The 22,555-nt window shown below is 70.2% G+C and carries 21 protein-coding genes; 16 read left to right on the top strand and 5 right to left on the bottom strand.

Features of this window, described 5'->3' with window-relative positions:
• Positions 1–28 precede the first annotated feature (28 nt).
• Genes PKE99_RS28055 through PKE99_RS28085 form a run of 7 tightly spaced genes read left to right on the top strand, consistent with a single transcriptional unit; the run spans position 29 to position 7,825 of the window.
• Positions 29–970 (top strand): methylenetetrahydrofolate reductase, encoded by a 942-nt coding sequence (locus tag PKE99_RS28055; RefSeq protein ID WP_081924558.1) that lies wholly within the window; start codon positions 29–31, stop codon positions 968–970.
• Positions 967–1,848 carry a formyltetrahydrofolate deformylase gene (purU, locus tag PKE99_RS28060; protein WP_231498361.1) on the top strand — a complete coding sequence of 294 codons (882 nt, stop codon included), beginning with the start codon at positions 967–969 and terminating at the stop codon, positions 1,846–1,848. The genes PKE99_RS28055 and purU overlap by 4 nt, the downstream gene beginning before the upstream one ends.
• 31 nt (positions 1,849–1,879) lie before the next feature.
• Positions 1,880–2,755: a bifunctional methylenetetrahydrofolate dehydrogenase/methenyltetrahydrofolate cyclohydrolase FolD gene (gene folD, locus PKE99_RS28065; protein WP_037050613.1), complete on the top strand. Its 876-nt coding sequence runs from the start codon at positions 1,880–1,882 to the stop codon at positions 2,753–2,755.
• 30 nt (positions 2,756–2,785) lie between these two features.
• Positions 2,786–3,631, top strand: a complete 846-nt coding sequence (folP, locus tag PKE99_RS28070; RefSeq protein WP_051738003.1) for a dihydropteroate synthase — start codon at positions 2,786–2,788, stop codon at positions 3,629–3,631.
• Positions 3,628–4,620 carry a substrate-binding domain-containing protein gene (locus PKE99_RS28075; RefSeq protein ID WP_037050611.1) on the top strand — a complete coding sequence of 331 codons (993 nt, stop codon included), beginning with the start codon at positions 3,628–3,630 and terminating at the stop codon, positions 4,618–4,620. Before folP ends, PKE99_RS28075 begins: the two co-directional genes overlap by 4 nt.
• Positions 4,621–4,628: 8 nt before the next feature.
• Positions 4,629–6,032: a bifunctional folylpolyglutamate synthase/dihydrofolate synthase gene (locus tag PKE99_RS28080; protein ID WP_051737982.1), complete on the top strand. Its 1,404-nt coding sequence runs from the start codon at positions 4,629–4,631 to the stop codon at positions 6,030–6,032.
• Entirely contained in the window at positions 6,029–7,825 is a 1,797-nt protein-coding gene (locus PKE99_RS28085) for a chorismate-binding protein (RefSeq protein WP_037050608.1), read from the top strand. The genes PKE99_RS28080 and PKE99_RS28085 overlap by 4 nt, the downstream gene beginning before the upstream one ends.
• Here PKE99_RS28085 and PKE99_RS28090 read toward each other — a convergent pair.
• Both PKE99_RS28090 and PKE99_RS28095 read right to left on the bottom strand, forming a co-directional pair.
• Positions 7,782–8,264, bottom strand: a complete 483-nt coding sequence (locus PKE99_RS28090; protein ID WP_051737981.1) for a MarR family winged helix-turn-helix transcriptional regulator — start codon at positions 8,262–8,264, stop codon at positions 7,782–7,784. The genes PKE99_RS28085 and PKE99_RS28090 overlap by 44 nt on opposite strands.
• A 60-nt stretch (positions 8,265–8,324) precedes the next feature.
• Positions 8,325–8,870, bottom strand: a complete 546-nt coding sequence (locus PKE99_RS28095; RefSeq protein WP_051737980.1) for a flavin reductase family protein — start codon at positions 8,868–8,870, stop codon at positions 8,325–8,327.
• A gap of 561 nt (positions 8,871–9,431) precedes the next feature.
• Between PKE99_RS28095 and PKE99_RS28100 the strand changes: the two genes are divergently transcribed.
• Genes PKE99_RS28100 through PKE99_RS28110 form a run of 3 tightly spaced genes read left to right on the top strand, consistent with a single transcriptional unit; the run spans position 9,432 to position 12,436 of the window.
• The gene (locus PKE99_RS28100) at positions 9,432–10,760 is read left to right on the top strand and encodes an MFS transporter (RefSeq protein ID WP_051737979.1); all 1,329 of its coding nucleotides are present in this window, start codon (positions 9,432–9,434) and stop codon (positions 10,758–10,760) included.
• 39 nt (positions 10,761–10,799) lie between these two features.
• Entirely contained in the window at positions 10,800–11,618 is an 819-nt protein-coding gene (locus tag PKE99_RS28105) for an NAD(P)-dependent oxidoreductase (RefSeq protein ID WP_051737978.1), read from the top strand.
• Positions 11,615–12,436, top strand: coding sequence for an N-acyl homoserine lactonase family protein (locus PKE99_RS28110; RefSeq protein ID WP_037050606.1), 822 nt, complete (start codon positions 11,615–11,617; stop codon positions 12,434–12,436). The genes PKE99_RS28105 and PKE99_RS28110 overlap by 4 nt, the downstream gene beginning before the upstream one ends.
• Positions 12,437–12,557: 121 nt before the next feature.
• Here PKE99_RS28110 and PKE99_RS28115 read toward each other — a convergent pair whose 3' ends face one another.
• Positions 12,558–13,334 (bottom strand): IclR family transcriptional regulator, encoded by a 777-nt coding sequence (locus PKE99_RS28115; RefSeq protein ID WP_197040797.1) that lies wholly within the window; start codon positions 13,332–13,334, stop codon positions 12,558–12,560.
• Positions 13,335–13,388: 54 nt separating this feature from the next.
• The gene (locus PKE99_RS28120; protein ID WP_037050604.1) at positions 13,389–14,153 is read right to left on the bottom strand and encodes an SDR family NAD(P)-dependent oxidoreductase; all 765 of its coding nucleotides are present in this window, start codon (positions 14,151–14,153) and stop codon (positions 13,389–13,391) included.
• Between the two features lie 137 nt (positions 14,154–14,290).
• On the opposite strand from PKE99_RS28120, the gene PKE99_RS28125 reads away from it, so the two are divergent.
• The 6 genes from PKE99_RS28125 to PKE99_RS28150 all read left to right on the top strand — a co-directional run bounded on the left by PKE99_RS28125 (position 14,291) and on the right by PKE99_RS28150 (position 21,735).
• Positions 14,291–15,895 carry a phytoene desaturase family protein gene (locus PKE99_RS28125; protein WP_156067941.1) on the top strand — a complete coding sequence of 535 codons (1,605 nt, stop codon included), beginning with the start codon at positions 14,291–14,293 and terminating at the stop codon, positions 15,893–15,895.
• Positions 15,892–16,875, top strand: coding sequence for a substrate-binding domain-containing protein (locus PKE99_RS28130; protein WP_037050600.1), 984 nt, complete (start codon positions 15,892–15,894; stop codon positions 16,873–16,875). Before PKE99_RS28125 ends, PKE99_RS28130 begins: the two co-directional genes overlap by 4 nt.
• 66 nt (positions 16,876–16,941) lie before the next feature.
• The gene (locus tag PKE99_RS28135; protein WP_156067939.1) at positions 16,942–18,090 is read left to right on the top strand and encodes an LLM class flavin-dependent oxidoreductase; all 1,149 of its coding nucleotides are present in this window, start codon (positions 16,942–16,944) and stop codon (positions 18,088–18,090) included.
• The gene (locus PKE99_RS28140) at positions 18,090–19,568 is read left to right on the top strand and encodes an aldehyde dehydrogenase family protein (protein ID WP_037050599.1); all 1,479 of its coding nucleotides are present in this window, start codon (positions 18,090–18,092) and stop codon (positions 19,566–19,568) included. The genes PKE99_RS28135 and PKE99_RS28140 overlap by 1 nt, the downstream gene beginning before the upstream one ends.
• Before the next feature lie 14 nt (positions 19,569–19,582).
• Positions 19,583–20,935 (top strand): aminomethyltransferase family protein, encoded by a 1,353-nt coding sequence (locus tag PKE99_RS28145; protein ID WP_037050598.1) that lies wholly within the window; start codon positions 19,583–19,585, stop codon positions 20,933–20,935.
• 68 nt (positions 20,936–21,003) lie between these two features.
• Positions 21,004–21,735 (top strand): class II aldolase/adducin family protein, encoded by a 732-nt coding sequence (locus PKE99_RS28150; protein ID WP_037050597.1) that lies wholly within the window; start codon positions 21,004–21,006, stop codon positions 21,733–21,735.
• Between the two features lie 542 nt (positions 21,736–22,277).
• Here PKE99_RS28150 and PKE99_RS28155 read toward each other — a convergent pair.
• On the bottom strand, positions 22,278–22,555 hold a 278-nt coding region (locus PKE99_RS28155; protein ID WP_271214933.1), incomplete at its 5' end, for an integrase core domain-containing protein.

The following is a 22,555-nucleotide window of genomic DNA, read 5'->3' on the forward strand; positions in this document are numbered from 1 at the left end:
CAGCGCGCATCCGACGGAAAGGAAGACGATGGCCGACGAGAGTGGCCGGGGCGGCGCCGTGGTCGGCACCGGGCGCAGGCCTCGGGCCCGACGGTCCGACGACGCGCTCGCGCAAGCGCTGACCGACGCGAGCTACGAGATCCTTCCGTTCAAGGGCACCGAGGAGCAGGTGCTCGAGCACGTCCCGACGAGCGTGCGACTGACGGTGACCGCCACCGAGGCCAAAGGCCTCGAACCGACCATCGAGCTGGCGGCGCGCCTCGCGGCCCGCGGCTACCGCACGGCGCCGCACCTGGTGGCGCGCCTGGTGGAGGATGGCACCCACCTCGACGCGATCGTGGGCCGGCTCGCCGAGGCCGGGGTGGAGGGCGTGTTCGTCGTCGGTGGCGACGCCGACCGGCCGACCAGCACCTACCCCGACGCCCTCGCCCTGCTCGAGGCCCTGGAGGCGCGCGACCACCCGTTCACCCGGATCGGGATCGGCGGTTACCCGGAGGGCCACGGGCACATTCCCGCGGAGGCGATCGAGCGAGCGCTGGGGGACAAGGCCCGCCACGCGAACCTCCTGATCTCACAGCTGTGCTTCGCACCCGCGACGACCGTCCGCTGGGCGCGGTCGCTGCACGAGCGCGGCATCGAGCTGCCGATCCGGGTCGGCGTGCCGGGTCCGGTGAGCCGGCAGAAGCTCGTCCGGATCTCCGCCGGGCTCGGCCTCGGGCAGTCCGCCCGCTTCCTGCGCAAGCAGCAGAGCATGCTGTGGCGCTTCTTCCTGCCGGGCGGCTACTCGCCGGACCGGCTCGTGTCGGGTCTCGCGCCCGCCATCGGGCGGTCGGACAACGGGATCAAGGGCTTCCACTTCTTCACCTTCAATGAGCTCGCGAAGACCGAGGCATGGCGGCAGGCCCGCCTGGCGGAGCTGCCCCCGGCCACCGCGTCCGTCCGCCACCGACCGTCCGAGGGGATCCAGTGAACCCGTCCACCACCGATCGGCCGACCGGGCCGTGCGTGCTGACCCTGTCCTGCCCTGACGTCCCGGGCATCGTCCGCTCGGTCTCAGGGTTCCTGTTCGAGCAGGGTCATACGATTCTCGAGAGCCAGCAGTTCAGCGACCCCGAGAGCGGGACGTTCTTCCTGCGCGTCGGGTTCGCGCCCGCGGACGGCGGGGGAGCCGAGGTCGAGCCGCTGCGGGCCGCGTTCGCCGACGTGGCGACCGAGTACGCGATGACCTGGAAGATCGTGTCGGCGGACGAGCCGACGCGCGTTCTGGTCATGGTCAGCCGCGAGGCGCACTGCCTCAACGAGCTGTTGTTCCGCAACAGCGTCGGCGATCTCAACCTGGACGTCGCGGCGGTCGTGTCGAATCACACCGACCTGCGCCACGTCGCTGAGCGCTTCGAGGTGCCGTTCCACCACATCCCCGTCACGGCCGCGACCAAGCGGGAGGCCGAGGCGGCCCTGCTCGAGCTGGTGGCGGACCTGGGCGTCGAGCTGGTCGTCCTCGCCCGCTACATGCAGATCCTCAGCGACGAGCTGTGCAAGGAGCTCGAGGGGCGGGCCATCAACATCCACCACTCGATGCTGCCGAGCTTCAAGGGCGCCCGGCCCTACCACCAGGCCCACCAGCGGGGGGTCAAGGTCATCGGGGCGACCGCGCACTACGTGACCTCCGACCTCGACGAGGGCCCCATCATCGAGCAGCAGATCGCCGAGGTGAACCACGCGATGAGCCCGGCGGCGCTCGTCGCGCGGGGCCGGGGGACCGAGGCGCGGGCGCTCCTGCACGCCGTCCGCTGGCACACCGAGAACCGGGTCCTGCTCAACGGCGGCCGCACGGTCGTGCTCCGGTGAGCCCCGCCCCACGACCGCAGGGAGGCCGCACATGACCAGCCCGCACGGCACCACCGGCGCCGTCGTCATCGACGGCAAGGCCTCCGCAGCCCGGGTGCGCGAGGAGGTGGCGCGCGACGTCGCGGCCCTGGTCGCCGAGACCGGCCAACGACCGGGGCTCGCCACGGTGCTGATCGGCGCGGACCCCGCGTCCGAGGTCTACGTGCGCAACAAGCGCACCGCCTGCCGGGCCGCAGGGATGGAGGACCTCCACCGCTACCTGCCCGCCGACGTCTCGCAGGAGGTGGCGGAGAAGGTCCTCGACGAGCTCGCCGCCGACGACTTCGTGAGCGGGATCCTCCTGCAGCTGCCGCTGCCCGAACACCTCGACCGCCGGGCGCTGCTCGACCGGATCCCGGCCGAGAAGGACGTCGACGGGCTGACCGTGCAGAGCGCGGGCCTGCTCGCCCTGGGGCGCGACGGGCTGCGCCCCTGCACCCCCGCCGGCGTGCTCCGGCTGCTCGACGACCACGCGATCCCGCTGCGCGGCGCCGAGGTGGTCGTCGTCGGCCGATCGGAGCTGGTCGGGCGCCCCTTGGCGCAGCTGCTGACGGCCCGGGACGCCACCGTCACCCTCTGCCACTCCCGCACCGCGGACCTGGCGGCGACGTGCCGCCGGGCGGACGTGGTCGTCGCGGCCGCGGGGGTGCCGCGGCTGATCGGGGCCGACGCCGTGCGGCCTGGTTCGGTCGTCATCGACGTCGGCATCCACCGCGAGGCGGGCGGCCTGTGCGGGGACGTCGACTTCGGTCCCGTCGCGGAGCGGGCGGGCCACATCTCGCCCGTGCCCGGCGGCGTCGGGCCGATGACCATCGCGATGCTGCTGGCCAACACCGCGCTCGCCGCCCGCCGACAGTTCGGCGGCTGAGCCGTGCGCGCCAACGCCGGCTGCCGGGTCATGGGGATCCTCAACGTCACGCCGGACTCCTTCTCCGACGGCGGCCGCTTCGCCACCGCGGAACAGGCCATCGCCTCCGGCATCGCGTTGGCCGAGCAGGGCGCCGACGTCGTCGACGTCGGGGGCGAGTCCACCCGGCCGGGCGCCGAGCGCGTGTCGCCCGAGGAGGAGCTTCGCCGCGTCCTGCCGGTGATCGCCGGCCTGACCGCGGCCGGGGTGCCCACGAGCATCGACACCACACGAGCGAGCGTCGCGCGGGCGGCGGTCGACGCCGGGGCGCGGCTGGTCAACGACGTCAGCGGCGGGCTCGCGGACCCGGCGATGGCCCGGGTCGTCGCCGAGACCGGGGTGCGTTGGGTGCTGATGCACTGGCGCGGGCCGAGCCGGACCATGGCCGCCCGCGCCCGCTACTCCGCCGACGTCGTCGGCGACGTCCTCGGCGAGCTCTCCGCCCGCCTCGACGCGGCGAGCGCCGCGGGCGTGGCGGCCGAGCAGCTGCTCGTCGATCCCGGCCTCGGGTTCGCCAAGCGCACCGAGCACGACCTGGCCGTGCTGCGCGGCCTGGACCGGATCGTCGCGCTCGGTCCGCCGGTGCTGCTCGGCGCCTCGCGCAAGCGCTTCCTGGGCAGCGTGCTGGCCGAGCCGGACCGGGAGCCGCCCCCACCCACCGCCCGGGACGCGGCGACGCTCGCGACCTCCGTGCTCGCCGCGCGGGCGGGAGTCTGGGGTGTGCGGGTCCACGACACCGGCGCCACCGCCGACGCCCTCCGGCTGGTGTCCGCGCTGGAGCGACACCACGACGCGCTCGACCCCGGTCGGCGCACGACGCAAGGAGCATCCCGATGACCCGACTGCGCCTGACGATGGCGATCGGCGCCTACGACCACGTCCGCGACCTCGCCACCGGGGCCGTGCGCTGCGAGGGCGTGGACCTCAACGTCCTGGAGATGCCGGTGGAGGAGATCTTCCACCGCTTCATCGCCCACCGGCAGTTCGACGTGTCCGAGGTGTCGATGGGCAAGTTCTCGGCGCTGCGCGCGGCCGGTGACGACAGCCTGGTCGGACTGCCGGTGTTCCCGTCGCGGATGTTCCGGCACTCGTCGATCTACGTGCGGCGCGACTCCGGGCTCACCGACCCGACCCGGCTCGCCGGCCTGCGGGTTGGCATCCCGGAGTGGGCGCAGACGGCCGCGGTGTACAGCCGCGGGCTCCTGCAGCACCGCTACGGCGTGGACCTGTCGTCGATCACGTGGGTGCAGGCCGGGGTGAACCAGCCCGGGCGCCGCGAGAAGGTGGCGCTGTCCCTGCCCGGGGGCATCGTCGTCGAGCGCCGCCCAGGCGACACGCTCACCGGCCTGCTGGTCGACGGCGAGGTCGACGCTGTGCTCTCCGCGCACGCCCCGGACTGCTTCTTCGACCGGCCCGACGTGATCACCCGGATGTTCGAGGACTCCCGCGAGGTGGAGCAGGAGTACTTCGCGGGCACCGGAATCTTCCCGATCATGCACGCCGTGGCCGTGCGACGCGACCTGGTCGAGGCGAACCCGTGGCTGCTGAGCTCGCTGTACAAGGCGTTCATCGAGGCCCGCGACCGGAGCCTCGCACGGGCGCGGGAGAGCTCGGTGTCGTTCTGGCCGCTCCCGTGGGCGGCCTCGCACGTCCGCGAGGTCGAGCGCGTCATGAGCACCGAGGAGCTGTGGCCCTACGGAATCGAGGCCAACCGCCGGACCCTGGACGCCTTCCTACAGTTCGGTCTCGAGCAGGGGGTGCTCAGCGCGCCCCTCGACGCAGCGGACATGTTCGCGTCGGCCGTCGACGACCTGTTCCGGATCTGAGCAACACGATGCTCGACGGGACTGGCGGGGTCCCGGCGGCAGGCGGCACCCGCACGGACGACACGGCGCAGCGCTACCGCGACGCCGTTCGCTACCTCTACGCCCTCACCCCCGCAGCACCCGCCGGCGGCCCGCGCAGGCCGGTGGGCACCGCCCGGGCCCGCCTGCTCCTGCGCCTGCTCGGCGACCCCCAGGACGCCGCCCCGACGGTCCACGTGGCGGGCACGGCGGGCAAGGGGTCGGTGTGCACCTTCGTCGCGGAGCTCCTGCGCGCTCACGGATTCACGGTCGGCAGCCACCTGTCCCCCCACGCCTACAGCCTGCGGGAACGCTTCCGCATCGACGGCCGACCGGCCTCGCCCGAGCTCCTCGTCGCCGAGCTCGACCGGGTCCGCCCCGCGGTCGCGGCGCTGGAGCGGTCGAGCCACGGGCGGCCGAGCTTCTTCGAGATCACCAACGCGGTCGCGTTCGGGCTGTTCGCGGACCGCGTCGACTACAGCGTCATCGAGACCGGCATCGGCGGGCGGCACGACTCGACGAACGTCATCGGACGCCGGGACAAGCTCGCCGTCCTCACCGCGATCGGCCTCGATCACACCGAGGTGCTGGGGGAGGGCCTGCTGGGGATCGCGGCGCAGAAGGCGGGCATCATCGCCCACGGCGGCCGGGTCGTCAGCGCGAGCAACGGGCCCGAGATCGACGCGGTCATCGCCGGTGCCGCGGCCCGGCGGCGGGCGAGCCTCGCGGTCGTCGACACCGCGGCCGCCGTGAGCGCGGCCGTGACCGAGCGGCACACGACCGTCCTGCGGACCGCGGACGGCGGCCGCCTCCCGCTCGGCCTGACCGGCCGACACCAGGCCGGAAACGCCCTGCTCGCGCTGCGGGCGGTGGAGGAGCTCGCCTGCCGCGACGGGTGGTGGATCGATGCCGACGCCGTGCGCCAGGGCCTGGCGCGCGCTGCGCTACCGGGCCGGTTCGAGCGCCGCAGCTACGCCGGCCGGACGATCGTCGTCGACGGCGCCCACAACGCGATGAAGCTCGCCGCGGTCGCCGCGACTCTGGCGCAGGTGCACCCGGGGCGGCGTGCGACCTGGGTGCTCGCGCTCAAACCGGACAAGCGGCTCGACGAGGCGGTGCGGGCGATGGCGCCTGCCGCCGGTCTCGTGGTCGCGACCGAGTTCGCGACCGAGGGCGGCGACCACCCGGCCGTCCGCTCCCGCCCGGCCGACGAGGTCGCGGCCGCGGCCCGGGCCGCCGGTCTGCGCGCCGTCGTGGAGCGGGACCCGGTCGTCGCTCTTGCTCGGGCGTGCGCCGCGACCGCGCCCGAGGTGCCGCTGGTGGCGGGCGGGTCGTTCCACCTGCTCTCGGCGCTCCACGACGTCACGGAGCCTGCCGCGGCGAGCACCGGGTGACCGGCGCGCGGTTCGACGACCTGCAGGCGGGCCGCGGGCTGCGGTTCGGCGCACCCGAGCGGTGCCTGGTCGCCCGGAGGCCTGAGGAGGTCGTGCCGGTGCTGGCCGCCGTCGCCGAGGCGACGGAGCGCGGGGCCTGGGCCTACGGGTACGTCGCCTACGAGGCGGCGGCGGGGCTGGGTACCGGGCTGGCGGTGACCCCGCCGGATCCCGCAGGACCGCCGCTGGTGTTCTTCGGCGTAACCGGGCCCCCGGAGTCCGTCCCGGTCATCGCGGGCCGCCTGGGCGACGGGTACCGCGCGGCCTGGACCCCGGACTGGACCTCGGCCGGCCACCGCCGGGCGGTCGACGTCGTCCGCAGCCGCATCGCCGCGGGCGAGACCTACCAGACCAATCTCACCGTACGGATGCGCGGACAGGTCGCCGGGGACCCGGCGGCGCTCTACCGCGACCTCGCGCTCGCCCAGCGCGGCTCCTACAACGCCCACCTCGACCTCGGGCGCTTCGCCGTGGTGAGCGCGAGCCCTGAGCTGTTCTTCGAGCGCCGCGGCGACAACGTGCTGATGCGCCCGATGAAGGGCACGGCGGCTCGCGGCCAGAGCGCCGCGGAGGACCTGGCCCGGGCCCGTTGGCTACGGGCGGACCCCAAGGAGCGTGCCGAGAACGTCATGATCGTCGACCTGCTGCGCAACGACATTTCGCAGGTCGCCGAGGTGGGTACCGTCCGGGCCCCGCGGCTGCTCACGGTCGAGCGGTACGGGACCGTGCTGCAGATGACCTCGGACGTCACCGCCACCGTGCGCCCCGGTACCGGGCTGGTCGAGCTGTTCACCGCCCTATTCCCCTGCGGCTCCGTGACGGGCGCGCCGAAGCCGTCGACCATGGCCCTGATCGCCGAACTCGAGGACACCCCGCGCGGGGTCTACTGTGGCGCGATCGGCTGGCTCGGCCCCGCGTCGGAGCCCGTCACGGCGCGTTTCGGCGTCGCGATCCGCACCGCCGTCGTCGACACCCTGACCGGAGCGGCCGAGTACGGCACGGGCAGCGGTGTCACCTGGAGCTCGAGCCCCGCAGCCGAACACCGCGAGGTGCTCACCAAGACCTCCATCCTGTCCGGGCGCGGAGAGCTGCACCTGATCGAGACGATGCGACTGGTACCCGGCCGCGGGTTGCGCAACCGGGAGCTGCACCTGCGGCGGCTGGCCGCCTCGGCTGAGGAGCTCGGCTTCGCCTTCGACCGCGAGCACGTCGAGACCCGGCTGGTCGAGGGCCTGCGCGGCGAGGGTGACGACCCGCGGCGTGTGCGGCTGCGGCTGTTCCGGGACGGCCATGTCGGCATCGACCTCGCCCCGGCGCCGACCTGGGGGATGCCGCTCACCGTGGCCGTCGACGACGACCCGGTGGACCCGACGGCCTGGTGGTTCCGTCACTCGACCTCGTGGCGCGAGGAGTACCGGCGCCGACGTCTGTGCCGGCCCGACGTCGACGACGTCGTCGTCGTCGACCGCGCCGGGGAGGTCGTCGGCGCGACCCGCGCGACGGTCGCCGTGCGCTGCGACGGGCGGTGGTGGACGCCCCCGCTGCGCAGCGGGTGCCTGCCCGGCACGGAGCGGGCCCGGCGGATCGACGCCGGCCTGCTGCACGAACGGGTCCTGACTCCCGCGGACCTCAGGTCCGCCGAAGCGGTGGTCCTGCTCAGCTCGCTGCGCGGCGCGTGCCCGGCGCGGGTCGAGCCCCGGCGGGCCCCGGTCAGGGATCGACGGGGTCGTGGTGCGCCCGCACGAGGATGTTAAGGATCCTGAGCAGCTCCCGGCGGTCCCGCTCGTCGAGGTCCGCGATGAGCTGCTCGCTCACCGTCGAGGCGGCGGGGAGTGTGGCGAAGAGCAGGTCGCGACCGCGCGGGCTGAGCCGCAGGACGTTCCGCCGGGTGTCCTCGAAGTCCCGAATCTTCACCACGAGCCCGGCACGGACGAGCCGGTTCACGATCTGGCCGATCGTGGTGCGATCCATCCCGACGTGGTCGCCGAGGGTCTTCTGGTCGATGTTCGGCCGCAGCTGCAGGACATTGAGCACCGCGAACTGCGAGGACGTCAGGTCCGCCTCGACGTTCTTCGACCAGAGGAGCTTGTGGGCCTGCTGGAGCCTGCGGATGAGGTGGCCCGGGTGGTCGCCCAGCTGCAGCGGTTCGGCCCGACCGTCTTCTCGAGCGGTCCCCGCAGCATCCCCCAGCACACTGCGCAGTGTAGGAGGCCGCGGCATGGACGGGGGTGCCGCACCGCGACCGTACAGCCGTCAGACGGCCGTCGAGCGCCGCCGCAGGGCCGGGAACTCGCCGTCGAGGAAGATCAGGGGCTCGGTCGCGAGGTCGTGGCCAACCTCGATGAGCTCCAGCACCACCACGGCGTGGTCGCCGACCTCCATCTCCGCCGAGATCCGACAGTCCAGCCAGGTCATCGCGTACTTGACGAACAGCGCACCCTCGGCGGTCTCGTACAGGTCCAGACCGCGGAACCGATCGGCCGCGGGCCCGGCGATCCGGGTGCACACCGCCGCCTGCCCCTGCCCGAGCACGGATACCCCGATCCGGGGCGCCGTCCGCAGCATCGGCCAGGTGGTCGACTCCTTCCGGCACGAGAACGTGATCATCGGCGGGTCAAAGGACGCCCCCACCGCCAGCGACGTCGCCACCAGGCCGATCGGCCGTCCGTCGACCACGGCACAGAGGGCGCCGACGGCCGCCGCGTAGCGGCCGAAGACGGTGCGCACCTCCGCCGATCCCGGTAGCGCGGGAGCGAGCGCGTGCACCCCCTTGCCGAATCCGTTGCTCGTCGTCGTCATCTGCTCACCTCGGGGCACTCGTGGCGGTGGTGGGACCGCGCGGGGGACGTTCGGTGCACGGCGAAGAAGGTGCGTGCCGGGGCCGTGGTGGCGCGCGGACCCGCTCTCGCACCGCGGCCGCCGGAGAACCTTGACAGACAGGCTTACCTGTCGCAAGTCTCTTCCCGTGCCGGTCGAAGCGACTCGATGACGACAACTGAGGAGGCGCCCGCGTGGGAGGCTGCGCGCTGCCCGACGACCTGGGTCCAGAGCAGACGACCGCCTCAGACCACTGCTGCGCAGCCCCTGGCGGTCGACCGGGCCTGGGCGGGCGAACCGGGGCGTCGACACCTCGGCCCGCCCACGGGCGTCCGGGCGCTGCCGGCGATGTTCCATTCCGCTCTTTCCCTTTCGAGCGATCTGAGGCACAATTCATCGGGAAGATGCTCAGTGTACTGAGCACCTGGCGGAGAGTGATCACCGTATGACGCCGGAGTGGGCGTCGGTCACGGGTTCGGCGGATCGAGCTCGCCGAAGGAAGATGGCCCGCTGGGCCTGTCTTGACCGATCAAAGGAGATTCGATGGACACCGTTTCCGGCTCGGCGGGTGAGACGCGGGCGGCCGACGCCGCCGACTCCGCCAAGGCATCGAAGGTGGCATTCGCCGGTCTCATCGGCACCTCGATCGAGTGGTACGACTTCTTCATCTACGGGACCGCCGCCGGCCTGGTGTTCGCGCCGCAGTTCTTTCCGAGCGTGTCGCCGACGGTCGGCACCCTGGCCGCCTTCTCCACCTTCGCCGTCGGCTTCGTCGCCCGTCCCATCGGAGCGGCGGTGATGGGTCACGTCGGCGACCGCATCGGGCGCAAGCGGATCCTGCTGCTGTCCGTGCTGATGATGGGGCTGGCCACCTTCGCGATCGGCTTGCTGCCCACCTACGCCACGATCGGCATCGCCGCCCCGCTCATCCTGGTCGTGCTGCGCTTCCTGCAGGGCTTCGCGGTGGGCGGCGAGTGGGGCGGTGCGGTCCTCATGTCGCTGGAGCACGCGCCGCCGAACCGCCGGACGCTCTACGCCGCCTTCCCCCAGATCGGGCTGCCGATCGGCATCTTCCTCTCGAGCGGGGTCTTCCTCATCGTCCGACTCCTGACGAGCGCCGAGGCGTTCGCCGACTGGGCGTGGCGGATTCCCTTCCTGCTCAGCGTGGTGCTCGTCGGGGTGGGCCTGTTCATCCGCGTTCGCATCGGGGAGAGCCCGGAGTTCGCGGAGGTCAAGGAGCGTGGCGAGGTACGCAAGATGCCGCTGGTCGACGTGGTGCGCAGGCACCCGGGCTCGCTGCTGCTCGCCACCGGCGTCAACATCGGCTGCTCGGGGCTCGGCAACATCCTGCTCGTCTTCAGCGTGAGCTACGTGGCCCTCAAGAAGCTGGCCTCGCCGAGCGCGATGCTCGCCATCGTCGTGATCACCTCCGTCGCCTGGGCGGCGGCGGTCTACGCGGGTGCGTCACTGGCCGAGCGGGTCGGGCGCAAGCGCGTGGTGATGACCGCGAGCGCCATCTGGGTCGTCTGGGCGTTCGTCTTCTACGCCCTGATCGACACGGGCTCGGTGGTGCTCATCGGCGTGTCCTGCGTGGTTCTCGGAATCCTCATCGGCGTGGGCAACGGGCCCGTTCCCGCGCTCGTCGCCGAGGCCTTTCCGGCCGCGGTCCGCTTCAGTGGCGCCTCCGTCACCTACGGGCTCGGCGGAATCTTCGGCGGCGCTTTCGCGCCGATCATCGCGACGGCCCTCTACGGCGGTTTCACGACCTCCATCCCATTGTCGATCTATGCAGCTGTACTCGCGTTGTTCACCCTTGTCTCCGCGGCGCTCATCCGCAGTTTGCGAGCCGATTCCCCGGCTGGTTCCGTGTAGCTCGGCCGCAGGGAGGGCAGCGCAGTGACTTTCGAAGGAATGCACGTCGGATTCGTCGGTCTCGGCGACCAGGGGCTGCCGATGGCCGTTGCCGTCGCCGAGGCCGGGTTCACGCTCCATACCTGGGACCGGCGGCCGGAGGCGCTCGACGGGCTTCGCGATGTCCCCCACGTCCGACACGGCTCGGCGGGCGAGCTCGCTGCCGCGTCGGAGGTGGTCGGAATGTGCGTCAACACCGACGAGGACGTGCTCGAGGTGGCAAGCCTCCTCCTGCCGGGCCTGCGGGCGGGGTCGGTGCTGGTGAACCACGGCACCGGGACGCCCGCCAATGCCGTCCGACTCACCGAGTTCTGTGCGGCGGCCGGTGTGCACGTACTCGACGCCCCGGTGAGCGGCGGCCGTCCCGCCGCCCGCGAGCACCGGCTCACGACGATGGTCGGCGGGTCCCCGGATGTCGCGGCGCGCTGCGAACCGGTCTTCAGGTCCTTCTCCCGGCATGTGGTCCACCTGGGCGGGGCCGGGGCCGGACAGACTGCCAAGTTGTTCAACAACATCCTTCTGATGATGAATCAGGCGAACATCGCCGAGCTCGTCGAGATCGCGGACGGAATGGGGCTGCAGCCACGGCGCCTCGTCGAGGTGCTGAAGCTCGGCAGCGCGTCGAGCGTCGCGCTGACTCTGCTGAACACCATGGTGACCCCGGAGACCGTCGAGCACCTCGCGGCCGTCGAGGCCTTCGACATGGAGATCTTCGACGAGGCGATGCGCGACGCCGGGGTGGCGGCCGACGACGTCACCCGGCGCGCGAGCGCGGGCGCCCGCGAGCTGCCGGCCCTGGTGAAGCGGCTCGCCCCGTGATCTGGGCGCTCGAGTACGCGGTGACCCGCGCGCACTCCGACACGTCCATCCTCTACGGGGCCGAGGGCGGCGCGCGCGAGTTCCCGTTCTGCTACTTCGTCGTCCGGGACGGGGACCGTGTGGTCATGGTCGACTGCGGGTTCGACGACAACGCCTACACCCGGGGCCTCATGGCCGACCTGGGGATCAGCGACTTCCAGCCCCTGGACGTCGTGCTTGCCCGGATTGGCCTCGCCCCGTCCGACGTCACCGACGTCGTTCTCACCCACCACCACTTCGACCACGCAGGCGCCGTCGAGATGCTGCCTTCGGCCACGGTGTGGATCCAGGAGCGGGAGGTCGAGGACTGGACGGTGAAGTGGACCGCTTCCCCGCGCCTCGAATGGCTGCGCGCGGGTCTCGACCCCGACACCGGGCCCACCTTGGCCCGCCTACGCGCCGCGGGCAGGCTTCGGCTGGTCGACGGCGCCGCGCAGGTCACCCCGCGCGTCGCCGTGCGCCCCGCGTTCACCAGTCACACTGAGGGATCGCAGTACGTCGTCCTGACCGGCGCAGACGGGCGCCCGTGGGTCGTCGCGGGCGACGTCGCCTATGTGTACGAGAACCTCGGCGGGCTCGACGGCACGCAACCCCTGGTGCCGATCGGTCGCGTCCAGGGCAGCGTCGAGCGCTGCCTCCGAGTGACCGAGGAGATGCTCGAGCTCGTCGGCGAGAACGTCAGCCGGGTTCTCCCGATGCACGAGGCGCGGCTGTGGGACCAGTTCCCCGCCACGAGGCACGACGACGGCCTGCACGTCGCGGAGATCGAGAAGTGCTGACCGTTGCAGCCGCCACCATGGTTCGGGGGATCTGCGCGGCGGACGCACGACCCTGACGACTCGCTGCCGCCGAGCGCGACGCGGGCCCCCGCGACAGCCGGGACCCGGACGGCGAAGGGTCTCAGAGGGGGAGCAGACGGGAGAGTCGACCGGCGGCCCGCACGAGGGACGCGGCGATATCGGGAATCTGGTGCTCGTCGAAGCGGGCCAGAGGGGCGGCGATGGCGATCGCACTCACGATCTTCCCGGTGCTGCTGCGTACGGGGGCGGCCACGGTGGCGACCTCTGGCTCGCTCTCTCCCATGCTCGCGGCGTACCCCGCAGTCCGCGCGGCGGCGAGCAACTCGTCGAGCTGTGCGCGTGTGGAGACCGTCCGGGGGGTCAACGGTTCCAGTCGCGTGTGTGGGTAGAGGCGGTGGACCTCCTCGAGATCGACCTCGGAGAGCAGGACACGCCCGGCCGCGGTGGCGTAGGCCGGGCGCGTCATGCCGGCACGCCCCCCGACACGCACCGCCCGCTCGGTGACCACCGACTCGAGGAAGACGATGTCGGTACCGCGCAGGACGCTGAGGTGGACGGTCTCGCCCAGCTCAGCGACCAGGTCGGTCATGACGGGCCTGGCCAAGGTCGCGAGATCGTGACCCCGGGCGAGCGAGATCGACAGGGCCACGAGCGCAGGTCCGACCCGGTACGTACGCGTCTCCCTGTCCTGCTCGACGAAGCCATGGGCCTGCAGGATCTGGAGGAGGCGATGAGCGGTCGATCGTGCGACGCCGAGGTGCCGACTGACATCGGTCACCCGGAGTTGCTGCTGGTCTCCCAGCATCGATACGAGCTTGAGGGCGTTGTCCGCCGATCCGTTGGTGGAGCCGGCGACGGGGGAGTCGGCTTCGGCCACTTCAGCAATTCTCCCGTCCATCATGGTGAAGCTAGTCCATGGTCACTCAGGTGCTCAGACGAACTCGGTCCCTCCGTCGACGACGACCGTTTGGCCGGTGATCATTCGAGACGCATCGGACGCGAGGAAGACCGCTGAGCCGCAGATGTCTGCTGAGGTGATCCTTCGTGGGATGGATTGGCTCGCGATGGTCTTCTCGACCGCCTCCGGGCGTGCCGAGTCTCGTGGAATCCCCGTCTCGACCGAGCCGGGCATGATCGCGTTGACCGTCACCCCGGACGAGCCGAGCTCGCGCGCCAGCGAGCGCGTCATGCCGACCAGGGCGGCCTTCGACGTGACGTAGTGGAGGTAGTTCGGTCGCCCACCTAGGACCGTCGCCGAGGAGATGTTGATGATCCTTCCGGCCTGCTGTCGGCGCATGACCGGGGCGACGGCCTGACAGCACAGGAACGCCCCGGTCACGTTCACGTCCATGACGGTCCTCCATTCCGCGGAGTCGATTTCCTCGAACGGTCGCATGATGAGCGAAGAGAACACGGCCGCGCCGTTGACCAGTACGTCGATGCGACCGAACTCGCCCACGGCGGCCTCCAGCATGCTCTGCACGGCGCCCTCGTCCGTGACGTCCACCCCGACGCCTAGTGCGACTCCGCCCCCATCGCAGAGCTCGGTCGCGACGTTCTTCGCGTTCGCCTCGTTCAGGTCGGCGACCACCACCTGAGCGCCTGCCTCGGCGAACGAGCGGGCGAACTCGCTGCCGATGCCCTGGCCCGACCCCGTGATGATCGCGGTCTTGCCCGTCAGAACCTCACTCGCCATGAATGGTGCCTTCCTTGATGTCTGTCGGCGGGGCTCTGTTGACCTGCCCCGCTCGGGTGCCTACTGTGCCATCTGTTCGACAGGATGGACAAGAGTTCCGCAAGTCCGAACAGTCAGTTCACTGAGGGAGTGTGGCGATGCCGACTAGCTACGACGGTGTGATCGTCGGAGCGGGACACCACGGTTTGATCCTGGGGACCTATCTCGCCAAGCTCGGTCTCCGGATCGCGATCGTCGAGCGGCGGCTCCAGTACGGCGGGGGGCTGAGCACGACCGAGCCCGGGCCGCCCGGCTTCTACCAGAACCCGCATTCGATCAACCACTTCAACATCACCGAGTCGCCGTGGTATCGCGATCTGGGCCTGTCGGAATCGGTGCGTTACGTGACGCCGCAGTACGAGTTCGCGCAGCCTCACCTGGACGGCACTTCGCTCGTCATCTCCCGCGACGTGGAGGAGACGATCGCGTCGATCGCGAGGTTCTCGAATAAGGACGCGGAGACGTTCCGGGAGTGGAACCTCCGCGCCGAGCGGATCAGCGACGCCATCTTTCTGGCGGAGCGCTACTCGGAGCCGCTCCCGGAGAAGGAGCGGGATGCGCTGCTGTCACAGAGTGCGCTCGGCCGGGACTTCTTGGAGATCATCGAGCGTCAGCCGCTCGAGCTGGTCAAGGACCTGTTCGAGCACGAGAAGGTACAGCTGCTCATGCTGTTCAAGCTCTCGCTGTTCGGCACCGTCCTTTACGACGCGGTGACGAAGCGGAGCCCGATGGGCGCCGCGGTGCGCGGCTTCGACCTCTCGGCGGGCTACCAGGTCTGCGTCGGCGGGAGCTGGAACCTCGCCCGAGGGTTGATGGAGGAGTTCATCCGCTCCGGTGGCCACTTCGTGAACAAGGCCGAGGTCGAGCGCATCATCGTCGACGGCGGTCGGGCCACGGGTGTCCAGCTGGCCGATGGTACGACGGTCGGTGCTGGGCAGTTCGTCGCGAGCTGTGTCGACGTCCCGCAGACCTGGAACAAGCTCGTGGGACGGGAGCAGCTGCCCGCCGAGTTCCTCCGCAAGGTCGACGGCTTCAAGCACACGGCCTGGGGGCTCTTCGGGGTCCACCTCGCGCTGACCGAGGCGCCGCGGTACGTGGGATCAGAGTTCAACCCCAACATCAACCACGCACTGAAGTACAACATCGGTGCGGAGACGATGGAGGAGCTGTTCACGCTGCACCAGCAGGTCGCGGAGGGACGAGTCCCGGACCTGGTGTCGTTCGGCTCCGGAAGCATCACGCAGTTCGACCCCTCCCAGGCGCCGAAAGGTGGCAGCACCGCCTACGCCTGGTACGCGGTTCCCTACGCCCCGGGCGGCGATCCCGAGAACATCGAGCCGCTCAAGGCCGAGATCACGCAGAAGATCATCGCCAAGTGGCGCGAGTACGCGCCCAACCTCACCGACGACACCATCGTCGACGCATGGTGCTACACGCCGAACGACTACACCAAGGAAATCGTCAATATGGTCGACGGTGACATCTTCGTCGGCTCACTCGCCGGCGACCAGACCATGTGGAACCACTTCGGGTACCGGACCCCCATCCCCAACCTCTACATGGCGGGTTCGGCGACGCATCCCGGCGGCGGGATCTCCGGTGGTGCCTCCTACATCGTGTCCGGGATCATCGCCGAGGACCTCGGCCTCATGCCCTGGTGGACGCCGGTCGAGGTCCGCAAGGCGATGGAGGCGGCTCAGTGAGTCGGCTGGGTGTCACGTTCGCGTGCCAGCAGTACGACCGGATGCAGGCCCTGGCGGACGGCACCGTGGAGGTGCGCGGCGTCGACCTGAACTTCCTGCCGCTGCCGGTCGAGGAGACCTTCTACCGGATGATGCGTTTCCGCGAGTTCGACGCCGCGGAGATGTCCCTCTCCAGCTTCCTCATGACGGCACCCGACGGGCCGTTCGTCGCGATCCCGGTGTTCCCGTCACGCTCCTTCCGCCACAGCGGCGTGTACGTCCGCGAGGACTCGACGGCGCGGACCCCGGGTGACCTGACGGGCGGCCGGATCGGTGTCCCGGAGTTCCAGATGACGGCCGCGGTCTGGATCCGCGGCATCTTCGAGGAACGCCACGGCTTGCCCATGACGAAGGTGAGCTACCGGACCGGGGGTTTGGAGAGCCCCGGCCGCACCGAGAAGGTGGAGCTCTCGCTACCGGCCGAGTTCGACGTCGTTCCGCTCGCGGCGGACCGTACCCTCACCCAGGCGCTGATCGACGGTGAGATCGACGCGCTGTACTCAGCGCGGACACCGAGCGCGATGGGGCCCGCCGGTCCGCTGCGCAGGCTGTTCGACGACCCGGAGAGCGTCGAACAGCAGTATCTGGCCGGCACGGGGATCTTCCCGATCATGCATGTCGTGGTGATCCGGCGCGACGTGTACGAGCGCCAGCCGTGGCTCGCGCAAGAGCTCTACCGGGCGTGTTCTCTGAGCAAGGAGATCGCCCGCGCGAAGCTGTCCGAGCTGGCCGCACTCACCTCGATGCTGCCCTGGCCCTACCCGCAGGACGCCTTCATGCAGCAGCATCTGGGCGCCGACTGGTGGTCCTACGGCTACGAGGCCAACGCCGCGACGCTCGAGACGTTCACGCGCTACTCCCGCAGCCAGGGGCTCGCCGTCCAAGCCCCCGAGCCTGCACATCTCTTCGCCCCCGAGACGCTCGAGACGTTCGTCATCTGATGCCGGCGGGTCCGTCCCGCTCACACGACCGCCTCCGGGCGGCCCCACCTCACAAAGGAGTCAGCAGTGGCCAACGGCTTGTCCACTCGCGCAGACGAACTGCGCGACGCCCGGCACCCGGTATTCAGCGAACGGAAAGTACGCCTGGGAACGTTCGGGACGAACGTCAGCGGCGGCTGTGCGATGTCCACGGTCGACGGTGTGTTCGACGGCAGCTGGGATGCCGGCCTCAGCCTGGCTCGGCTCGCCGACGATATGGACTTCGAAGCCATCGTGCCCGTCGGCCGCTGGCGCGGGTTCGGAGGCGAGACCAACTTCAACGGAGAGCAGCAGGAGCCCTACGCCTGGGCCGCCGGAGTGGGCGCAGCGACGGAGAAGGCGGGGGTCTTCGTCACCTCGCACGTGCCTACTGTGCACCCGCTCTTCGCCGCGAAGCAGCTCACGACCATCGACCACATCTCCCACGGTCGTGCCGCGCTCAACATCGTCGCCGGATGGAACTCCGACGAGATGGCTATGTTCGGCATCGAGCAGCGCCCCCACGACGAGCGGTACGACGTCGCCCAGGAGTGGGTCGACGTGATGATCAAGCTGTGGGAGCACGACGGACCGATCGACTTCCAGGGCAAGTACTTCGACCTGAAGAAGGCCGAGATCTCTCCCGGCCCCGTTCAGCGACCCCGCCCGGTGCTCATGAACGCCGGAGGCTCGGGCGCAGGGATGCACTTCGGCGCCCGCAACTGCGACGTGATCTTCGTGCAGCCCGGCCTCGGTGAACAGCCGATCGAGGAGGTGAAGGCGAAGATCGACACGTTCAAGAAGCTCGCGCGCGACGAGTACGGCCGCGAGATCCTCGTCTGGACACTCGCCTACGTCGTCCAGGAGGACACGGAAACGGAGGCCAGACGCTTCCTCGACCACTACGTCCAGGAGAAGGGTGACTGGACCGGGGCGGAGAACCTCGTGCGCAGCATGGGCATCGGCGACAACCAGTCGATCCCTGCCGAAGTCATGGAGGCGATGAAGTACCACTTCATCGCCGGTTGGTCAGGACGTCCCATCGTGGGCACGAGCGAGATCGTCGCGGAGAAGCTGATCGAGCTCGCCGACATCGGCGCCGACGGCGTCCTCCTCTCCTGGCCCCGATACCTGGAGGACATGGCCAAGTTCCAAGAACAGACCCTTCCACTCCTCGTCGAGGCAGGTGCTCGCTGATGCGAACCGAGGCAGAAAACCAGAAGCGCGTCTCCGAGCTGCTCGCCCGAGAGTGGCGCATGCTCGTCAACGGCGAGCTCGTCCCGGCACCCGAGGGGCGCACCCTCGAAGTGACCAGCCCGTTCACCGAGCAGGTCATCGCCTCCGTGCCGGACGCGACGACCGACCAGGTCGAAGAGGCCGTACAGCACGCCGACGCTGCATTCCCGGAGTGGCGTGACCGCGGCCCCGTCGCACGCGCCGAGCTCGTCCGCAAGCTCGCAGACGTCGTCGAAGAGCACCTCGACGACCTCGCCCTGCTCGACGCGATCGACGGCGGCGCTCAGATTCGGGTGATGGCGGGCGACGTTCGCGCTGCGGCAACGATCGCGCGGTACTTCGCAGGCCTGGCCCTGGAGATCAAGGGCGAGTCGGTGCCTGCGACACCCACCGGCGTCCACTTCACCTCCCGCATGCCCTGGGGCGTGGTAGCCAAGATCATTCCCTTCAACCACCCGCTCCTGTTTGCCGTAAGGAACATCGCGGCCCCCCTGGTGGCGGGTAACTGCGTCATCCTCAAGCCTTCCGAGATCACGCCGCTGTCCGCGCTTCTCCTCGCGGAGCTGGCGAAGGACGTCTTCCCGCCCGGTGTGTTCCAGATCGTGCTCGGGAACGGACCTGACGTGCCCCGCACCCTCGTCCGGCACCCGCTGATCAACCGCATCGGCTTCACCGGGAGCGAGCCGACCGGGCAGAGCATCCTGCGCGACACCGCCGACACCGGTTTCAAGGAGGTGACGGTCGAGCTCGGTGGCAAGAACGCGCTCATCGCCTTCCCTGACGCGGACCCGGCCAAGGTCGCGGCGGGCGCGGTCAAGGGCATGAACTTCACCTGGTCCGGGCAGTCCTGTGGGTCCACCTCACGACTGCTGGTGCACGAGTCCATCGCGGACCAGGTGCTCAAGGAGATCGGAGCGCTACTGGCCCGCCACACGATCGGCAGCCCCCTCGATCCGGAGATGGACCAGGGCCCGCTGGTCAGCAAGAGGCAGTACGAGAAGGTCCTGGACTTCATTGCCCGGGCCACCGACGACGGCGCTGTCGTTGCCGCCGGAGGCGGACGGCCCGCCGAGTACGACACCGGCTACTTCATCGAGCCGACCATCCTCGACAACGTCGACCCGGCGTCGCACGTCGCGACCGAGGAGATCTTCGGCCCGGTCCTCTCGGTCATCAGATGGGGTGACGCGGACGACCCGGTGGCGATCGCGAACTCCGTCCGGTTCGGGCTCACCGGCAGTGTCTACACCAACGACCTGCGGGTCGCGCACCGCACCGCCCAGCGGCTCGAGACGGGGACGGTGTGGATCAACGACGCCGGCCCGCACTACCTCGGCATGCCGTTCGGCGGATTCAAGTCCTCCGGCCTCGGTCGCGAGGAGTCGCTCGACGAGCTGCTGAGCTACACGCAGCTCAAGTCGATTCACGTCCTGACCTGAGGAGGACCACAACGATGGCAGGCGAGAGCCTCGAAGCCAAGATCGCTCGACTGGGTGGCCCCGTCCGCATGCTGCGGCATGCTCCGCACGGGCCGTTCAAGTCCAAGTACCCGCTCGTGCACTCGAACTGGCAGGAGGAGCAGGAGGCCATCTCGAAGACGGCCGTCCTGTTCGACCAGTCCCACCACATGACCGATGTCCGCTTCCGCGGCCCCGACGTCACCAGGCTGTTGACAGACACTGGGACCAACAGCTTCGCCACCTACGGCCCTGGTAAGGCGAAGCATCTCGTGGTGTGTACCGAGGACGGCCTCATGGTCGGCACGACCGTGCTGTTCGGCCTCGGCAAAGAGGAAGCGAGCCTGGTCGGACCTGCAGGAGCCGCCAACTGGGTGCAGTTCCAGGCAGAGACCGGAGGCTATAACGTCGAGGTCCTACGCGACGAGCGCACCGAGGACAACGTCACCGGCCGTCGGCTCTACCGGTACGAGATCGGTGGCCCCGAAGCATGGAACATCCTCGAGAAGGTGAACGGGGGAGCTCTGCCCTTCCCCAAGTTCTTCACCATGACGGAGCTGACGATCGCCGGCCGCCGCGTGCAGGGCCTGTTCCACACCGTCATCGGGAAGCCTGGCTCCGACTCGAAGGGCATGGAGATCTTCGGGCCGGCCGAGGACGGGCCTGCCGTGCTGGACGCGCTGCTCACGGCGGGCGCGGAGTTCGGACTGGTCCGCGCAGGTGGCATCGCCTACTACACAGGAGCCACAGAAACGGGCTACCCGGCCCAGCCTCTGCCCGCCATCTACACCAGCGAACGCACGAAGGCGTTCCGGGAGTGGCTGCCTGGTGACTGGTACGAGGGGAAGCTGTCGATCGGCGGCAGCTACGCATCCGAGGACGTCGAGGACTACTACGTCTCCCCGTACGACTTCGGATACGGACACCTCGTGCGGTTCGACCACGACTTCATCGGCCGCGAGGCGCTCGAGAGAGACGTGGACCGCCCGCACCGCAAGAAGGTGTGGCTCATCTGGAACGACGACGACGTCGTCGATACCTACCGCAGCTCACTGTTCGACGGGGAGAACCGAGCGAAGTCGCTGGAGACGCCGCTCCCGAGATACGCCCGTGTGCCAGCCGATGCCGTGATGATCGGCGATCGCCGGGTCGGAATGTCGACCATGGCCGCCTACACCGTGAACTTCGGCTGCTGGTTCTCCGTCGCCTTCCTCGACGAGGCCGAGGCCCGCGACGGCGCCGAGGTCACCCTGCTGTGGGGCGAGGAGGACGGAGGTACCGGCAAGCGGAACGTCGAATACCACCGGCAGCGGCCCATCCGGTGCACGGTCCGGACCGAACGCCGCTGACTTGACAGGTATGACTGCCTAAAGAACAGTGCCACGTAAGGAAACCGGATCGATGGAGGAGGCGGTTCATGGGGGTGTCGGCGCTGCCGTCGGAGCTGGCGGCAGACCTGGTAGCGGCCAATAGAATCCTGGCCATGGAGGGAGTGGTCGACGCGTTCGGGCACGTCAGTGTCCGTCATCCGGACGACGCGAACGTCTACGTGATCGGTCGCTCGCTCAGTCCGGAGCAGATGACCGCGGGTGACCTGCAGGCGTTCTTCCTCGACGGCGAACGCGCCGATGACGACGACCGCGTGCCCTACGCGGAGCGGGCGATTCACGGGGCGGTATACGAGGCTCGCCCGGACGTCGCGGCGATCTGCCACAACCATTCGCCCTCGGTGATCCCGTTCGGTGTCACCGGTGTCCCGCTGAGGCCCATACTGCACACGGCCGCACTGCTCGGGGCGGATGTTCCGGTTTGGGACATCCGCGACGGCGACGGGGACACGGACATGCTGGTGCGCTCGATGGCGTCCGGGCGCTCACTGGCGACGGCGCTGGGCACTGCTCGGGTGGCCTTGATGCGTGGACACGGGAGCGTGGTAGCGGGGCGGAGCCTGCGGGAGATCGTCACGACCGCGATCTACATGGAGCAGAACGCTGCCCTACAGCTGCAGGCCATGGCGCTGGGGCAGGTCACGTACCTGACCGATGGTGAGATCGAGCGCGCGGGCGAGATGCTGCGCAGTCCGGTGGCGATCGATCGAGCTTGGGCCTGCTGGGCCGGTCGGGCGGCGATGGCGAACCAAGCAGGATAGCCGGCGCCCGGGCCGACACTCGGCCTTCCGCTTCGGCAGCATCTGAGGCACGCTCCCGAGGCCCGATGCTCAGCACGCTGAGCATCGGGCCTGGAGAGGGTTGTCGGGAAGTGCGCGACGAGGCGCGACGACAGGCTGCTCGAGCTGCTCTAATGCCTCTCGGCCCGCGCCGCCGCGGCCGCCGGCGACCGGGTGGCCGGCGCCCAGGCCGCCGCCGCGCTCGCCCCCGCGGCCGGCGCACCGGCCGCGGGGAGTGGAATGGTCGGTCTTGGTTCGGTGGCCGACCACCTGACCATGGCCGAGACTGTTAACGGGGCCGGGAGCTGGCGCTGAGCGAGTCGTGCTTTGAAGGTGCTTTGCCTGAAGCGACAGTCCGGTCGGATTCGCGTGGCCGCCGGGCGGCCGCCGTGGGGGCTGACTCCAGCCTGAGTCCGACCGGCCCCCGGAACCTCAGGCGGGGCGGCGCCGGATCGGGGTGGTCGCCGAGCTGGTGGGCGAACCGGATCGCCGACACCGCCTGCTCAGGGTGAACCGCCCCGGGTTCAGTGGAGGCTCGGTTGTCCCGCTCCGAGGTGTTCGGGCGGGGGTGTGCGAGCGTAGTAGGTGGCTTCGGCCTCGTCCGGGGTGCTCATCCCGAGTTGGCCGTGCAGGCGGCGGTGGTTGAACCAGTCGAGGTACTCCAGCGTCGCCAGCTCGAGGTCGTCGAGCCCGCGCCAGGGGCCACCCGGCCGAACCAGTTCGGTCTTGAACAGCCCGTGGAAGCTTTCGGCGAGCGCGTTGTCGTAGGAGTCGCCACGGCTGCCGACCGAGCAGACCGCGC

This window comes from Pseudonocardia halophobica, from assembly GCF_027922425.1.
GTDB lineage: Bacteria > Actinomycetota > Actinomycetes > Mycobacteriales > Pseudonocardiaceae > Pseudonocardia > Pseudonocardia halophobica.